This window comes from Agriterribacter sp. (assembly GCF_035445465.1).
In the GTDB taxonomy this organism is placed as follows: Bacteria; Bacteroidota; Bacteroidia; order Chitinophagales; family Chitinophagaceae; genus Agriterribacter.
The window spans coordinates 1-5148 of record NZ_DAOMQT010000112.1; the positions used below are offsets into that span (position 1 = coordinate 1).

Genomic DNA, 5148 nt, shown 5'->3' on the forward strand with positions numbered 1-5148 from the left:
AATCTTTACGACTCTCTTCTCCATCTTTGAAAGAACTTGCATGGCACAAACATAGGATCATAGGCACACAGGTACACATAGCTTTTCTTATTATTTCTATTGTGCCCTATGTTTCTATTGTGTCTATGTGTTTTCCCTTCTTTGCAGGACGCATTTTCAGGAATAATATTTTATATTGCGTTCTTATTAAAAATTATCATTCCCCATGAGCAATCAGAAAAGAAGAACCTTCCTCAAACTTTCGGGTATGGCAGTTACGGCAGGCGCATTGCCATTTAATATTATTCATGCTACCCCTGCATATAAAAAAGCAAATGCGGATACGCTTAAAGTAGGACTTATTGGCTGCGGCGGCCGGGGCAGCGGGGCAGCCAGCCAGGCTTTATCAGCCGATCCTAATGTAGTGCTCCATGCTATGGGAGATATATTTAGTGACCAACTGGAAAAATCCCTTGACAATCTTAAAGAAATACATGCCGGCAAGGCGAATGTGAGTCCCGAACATCAATATGTTGGATTTGACGCTTACAAAAAAGTGCTGGCATCGGGTGTGGATGTGGTGGTACTGGCAACTCCGCCGGGTTTCCGGCCTTTGCACCTGGAAGCCGCTGTAGAAGCTGGCAAACATATTTTTTGCGAAAAACCAGCGGCAGTTGACGGCCCCGGCATCCGGAAAATATTGGAAGCCGCAAAAAAAGCAAAAGAAAAAAACGTAAGTATTGTTTCGGGGTTTTGCTGGCGCTTTCATGAGCCTAAAAGAGCCACTTTCGGAAAAATAGTTGACGGCGCCATCGGCGAGGTATCAGCCGTATATAATACCTATAATACCGGCGCTACCTACAGGAGCTGGCAGCCGGAAAATCCGCAGCTCGCTTCTGCCGAATGGCAGCTAAGGAACTGGCCTTTTTTTAACTGGCTTTCGGGTGATCATATTGTAGAACAGGCAGTACACAGTATTGATATGATGAGCTGGGCTTTCGGCGACAAACTGCCACTTAGCGCCACCGGCACCGGCGGCCGACAGGTAAGAACGGAACCGAAATACGGACATATCTTTGATCATTTTGCTATTACTTACGATTATCCCAACGATGCTAAAGGATATCACTTCAGCCGCCAGCAGGCAGGATGCCAGGGCGGTTATTCGGCAGAAGCCTGGGGCAGTAAAGGCAGGGCTATAGCAGATGTTTCGCGTAACCTGCATGAAATAAAAACCGGGAAAAAAGTATGGACATATAAAGGCCAGCAAAATGATATGTATCAAACGGAACACAATGAGTTATTTGCCGCCATACGAAAAGGCAATACCATCAGCCAGGGCGAAGCCCTTGCCCATAGTTCCATGCTTGCCATAATGGGCAGAATGGCCGCGTATACCGGTAAAAAAATTACATGGGAGGACGCATTGAATTCAACCGAACAGTTAGGACCACCCTCAGATACGTATAGCTTCGACCTGTCAATTCCCGTAGCTGAAGTAGCTATGCCAGGCCTTACCCCATTCAAATAATATTTATGCAAAGAAGAAATTTTATCAAAAACACTGCATTGTTTGCGGCGGCAACAACTATTGGCGTTCCATCCATAGCTGAACCCAAAGCCCTGAAACCTAAAATCAAAAAGAGCCTTAAGATTGAAATGGTGAAAGAAGGCAACACCATAATGGACAAATTTAAGCTACTGAAAGAACTGGGGTACGATGGCGTGGAATTCAGCTCGCCGCACAAATTTGATCATCGCGAAATATTAGATGCAAAACAAAAAACAGGGCTGGAAATACCAGGTGTGGTAAATTCCCAGCATTGGAAATTACCGCTGTCGCATCCCGATCCCGCTATCAGGAAACAATGCGCCGATTCGGTTATTGAATCACTGAATGATTGCAAAATGTATGGCGGCACCACCGTGTTGCTGGTAGCCGGCGTTGTAAATGAAAACATCAGTTATGCCGATGCCTATAAGCGTACCCAGGAAGAGATAAAAAAACTATTGCCGCATGCTGAAAAGACCGGCATCAAAATCGCCATTGAAAATGTATGGAATAATTTCCTGATCAGCCCTGTTGAAGCTGCAAGGTATGTAGATGAGATCAACCATCCTTTGCTGGGCTGGTATTTTGATATCGGCAATATACTGCGCTATGGCTGGCCCGAGCACTGGATTGAAACGCTGAATAAACGCATCATGAAATTAGATGTGAAAGAATACAGCCGCAAAAAACAAAATGATGAAGGGCTTTGGAAAGGTTTCGATGTGGAGCTGATGGAAGGCGATAACAACTGGCCGGTAATCATACAATCCCTTGAAAAAATCGGATACAATGGCTGGGCTTCGGCAGAAGTGCCCGGCGGCGACAGGGAAAGGCTTAAAGTGATCATTGACCGGATGAATAAGATATTTGGGTAGCAGGAGGTTTGTGGTTTATAGTTTGTGGTTTGAAAAAACAAATTACAAGAACCAAATAAAATCCAAATTTTAAATCCGAAGGTTCAAATCCGAAATTCGAAAGAGCGATCAGCTTTGAGCTATGGGCAGTATTAAAGAAGGAGCATGCATCCTATCGTTAGCGATAACTCACCTGATGCCTTACTGCTGATAGCTGATTGCTTTTTAATGGAAGAACAAATATCCCACAGCGATAGCGGTAATAACACCGGCAAGATCGGCTAACAGCATTACCGGGATAGCGTAGCGGGTATTTTTGATAGAAACGGCGCCAAAATAAACCGCCACCACGTAAAAAGTAGTATCGCTGGTGCCCTGGAAAATGCTCGACAACCGGCCAATAAACGAATCGGCGCCGTAAGTATTCATCGCATCCACCATCATGCCCCTGGCCCCGGCGCCGCTTAATGGTTTCATGAAAGCCGTAGGCAGCGCTTCCACAAAGTCAGTATTCATGCCCAGCAAGGTAAACAAATGCCGGAACCCTTCCGTAATATATCCAAATACACCGGAGTTGCGCAGTACACTTATAGCCACCAGCATGGCAATGAGGTAGGGAATAATACGCACGGCAATTTCAAAACCACTTTTGGCTCCTTCTACAAAAGCATCAAACATATTTATCTTCTTTCTCCATCCGCCCAATAAAAAAGCAAGGAAGATCAGTAAGATAATGCCACTGCTGAGTGTAGATGAAAAAATTTCCAGGCTGCGCTGGTCAAGTGTAGTAAGATACCATACCAAAGTGGCTATTAATACAGATATCCCTCCTATCCATGCCAGTATTACCGGTTGAAACAAACGGATCTTTTGCCGGAAAGACACGATCAGCAATGCCGCCATCGTTGCCGCAAATGTTACGATCATGCAGGGAACAAATATATCTGTAGGATTGGCCGCAGCAGGTTTTACAGAAGCACGCATGGCCATTACGCTTACGGGTATCAGGGTAAGTCCGCTGGCGTGCAAAATCAAAAACATGAGCTGCGAATTGCTGGCTGTATTTTTATCAGGATTCAGTTCCTGCAAACTTTCCATTGCTTTAATACCAAAAGGGGTAGCGGCATTATCCAGGCCCAGCAGGTTAGCCGAAAAGTTCATCATCATGTGCCCCGTAGCCGGATGATTTTTGGGTACTTCGGGAAACAGCTTTGAGAAAAATGGCGCCACCAGCCGCGACAGGAAATTAATGGCGCCGGCTTTTTCACCGATCTTCATAAAGCCCAGGAACAACGACATGATGCCCACTAATTTCAGGGAAATATCAAAACCATCATTGGCTGATTTGAATATACCATCCACCAGCAGCTTTAATATTTCAGCATCGCCTAAAAAAGCCCATTTTACAAATGCGATGGCAAAAGCCAGCAGGAAAAAAGCCATCCATATATAATTCAATGCCATAGTTGAAGATAAATGGTAAAATGTAAATTGCAAAAAATGATATGACTGGGAGAAGTTTTGAGTTTATAGTTTGTTGTTTATGGTTAACAGCCCGTTTCTGGTTTCGAACTTTCGCCTTCAATTTAAAATTTCTTTGTCATTTGGTTCTTCTCTTCGGATTTAGAGCTTCCGGCTTCGGATTTGATTTTTTTTGATTTTTGTTATTTGCTATTTGGTTCTTCTCTCCGGATTTGAAAATTCCCTCCGTAATGCTACCTTTGCCGCCTTTAAAAAGGCTGGGCTAAAACAACCAGACTTACAATTAAAAATCAATCATGGCATTACAAGCAGGTATCGTAGGGTTGCCCAATGTGGGAAAATCAACGTTGTTCAACGCGTTAAGCAGCGCCAAGGCGCAGGCGGCCAATTTTCCGTTTTGCACCATAGAACCCAATGTGGGCGTAATTACCGTACCGGATCAGCGGCTTATTGAACTGGAAAAATTAGTGAACCCGCAAAGAGTAGTGCCTACAACCGTTGAAATTGTAGATATAGCCGGGTTGGTAAAAGGCGCCAGCAAAGGGGAAGGACTGGGAAACCAGTTCCTGGGCAATATCCGTAATACAGATGCCATCATTCATGTGCTGCGCTGCTTCGATGATGATAATGTGATACATGTGGACGGGAATGTAAACCCGGTAAGAGATAAAGAAATCATTGATACGGAACTGCAGCTAAAAGACTTAGACAGTGTAGAGAAAAAAATTAGCCGTACGGAAAAAATTTCCCGCACCAGCGGCGATAAGGAACAGGTAAGAGGTTTGGAGATACTGCAGCAACTGAAACAGCACCTCGAACAGGGCAAAAATGCAAGATCATTTAACGTAAGCAAAGAAGATAAGGAGAAATTTATTGCTGATACTTTTCTGCTTACGCTTAAGCCCGTCATTTACGTTTGTAATGTAGATGAGAAAAGTGTAATTACCGGAAACAAGCACACAGCCGCTGTGCAGGAAATGGTAAAAGATGAAAACGCCGAGATATTATACGTTAGCGCCGCCATCGAAAGCGAGATTGCAGTAATGGAAAGCTTTGAAGACCGCCAGATGTTCCTGGAAGATATCGGGTTAAAGGAAAGCGGTGTTACCAGGCTGATCCGCTCTACCTATCATTTGCTGGACCTGATTACTTATTTTACAGCAGGCGTGCAGGAGGTAAGGGCCTGGACCATTACAAAAGGCATGCTGGCGCCGCAGGCTGCCGGTGTAATACATACCGATTTTGAAAAAGGCTTTATCCGTGCGGAAGTGATCAAATACA

The 5148-nt window shown here is 44.5% G+C and carries 4 protein-coding genes; 3 read left to right on the forward strand and 1 reads right to left on the reverse strand.

Features of this window, described 5'->3' with window-relative positions; genetic code table 11:
* Window positions 1-205 precede the first annotated feature (205 nt).
* On the forward strand, window positions 206-1510 hold the full coding sequence (locus PLE34_RS21580) for a Gfo/Idh/MocA family protein (protein WP_324560630.1): 1305 nt from the start codon (window positions 206-208) through the stop codon (window positions 1508-1510).
* Window positions 1511-1515: 5 nt separating this feature from the next.
* Complete coding sequence (locus PLE34_RS21585) at window positions 1516-2406, forward strand: sugar phosphate isomerase/epimerase family protein (protein WP_324560633.1); 891 nt, start codon at window positions 1516-1518, stop codon at window positions 2404-2406.
* A 204-nt stretch (window positions 2407-2610) separates the two neighbouring features.
* On the opposite strand, the gene PLE34_RS21590 is transcribed toward PLE34_RS21585, so the two are convergent.
* Entirely contained in the window at window positions 2611-3849 is a 1239-nt protein-coding gene (locus tag PLE34_RS21590) for a spore maturation protein (RefSeq protein WP_324560636.1), read from the reverse strand.
* A 314-nt stretch (window positions 3850-4163) separates the two neighbouring features.
* Here PLE34_RS21590 and ychF point away from each other — a divergent pair.
* A partial coding sequence (gene ychF / locus PLE34_RS21595) for a redox-regulated ATPase YchF (protein ID WP_324560640.1) occupies window positions 4164-5148 on the forward strand: 985 nt, incomplete at its 3' end.

Excerpts from the sequence above, each read along its gene's own strand:
- PLE34_RS21580 (WP_324560630.1), top strand. The coding sequence starts at position 206 with ATGAGCAATCAGAAAAGAAGAACCTTCCTCAAACTTTCGGGTATGGCA.
- PLE34_RS21585 (WP_324560633.1), top strand. The coding sequence starts at position 1,516 with ATGCAAAGAAGAAATTTTATCAAAAACACTGCATTGTTTGCGGCGGCA.
- PLE34_RS21590 (WP_324560636.1), bottom strand. The coding sequence starts at position 3,849 with ATGGCATTGAATTATATATGGATGGCTTTTTTCCTGCTGGCTTTTGCC.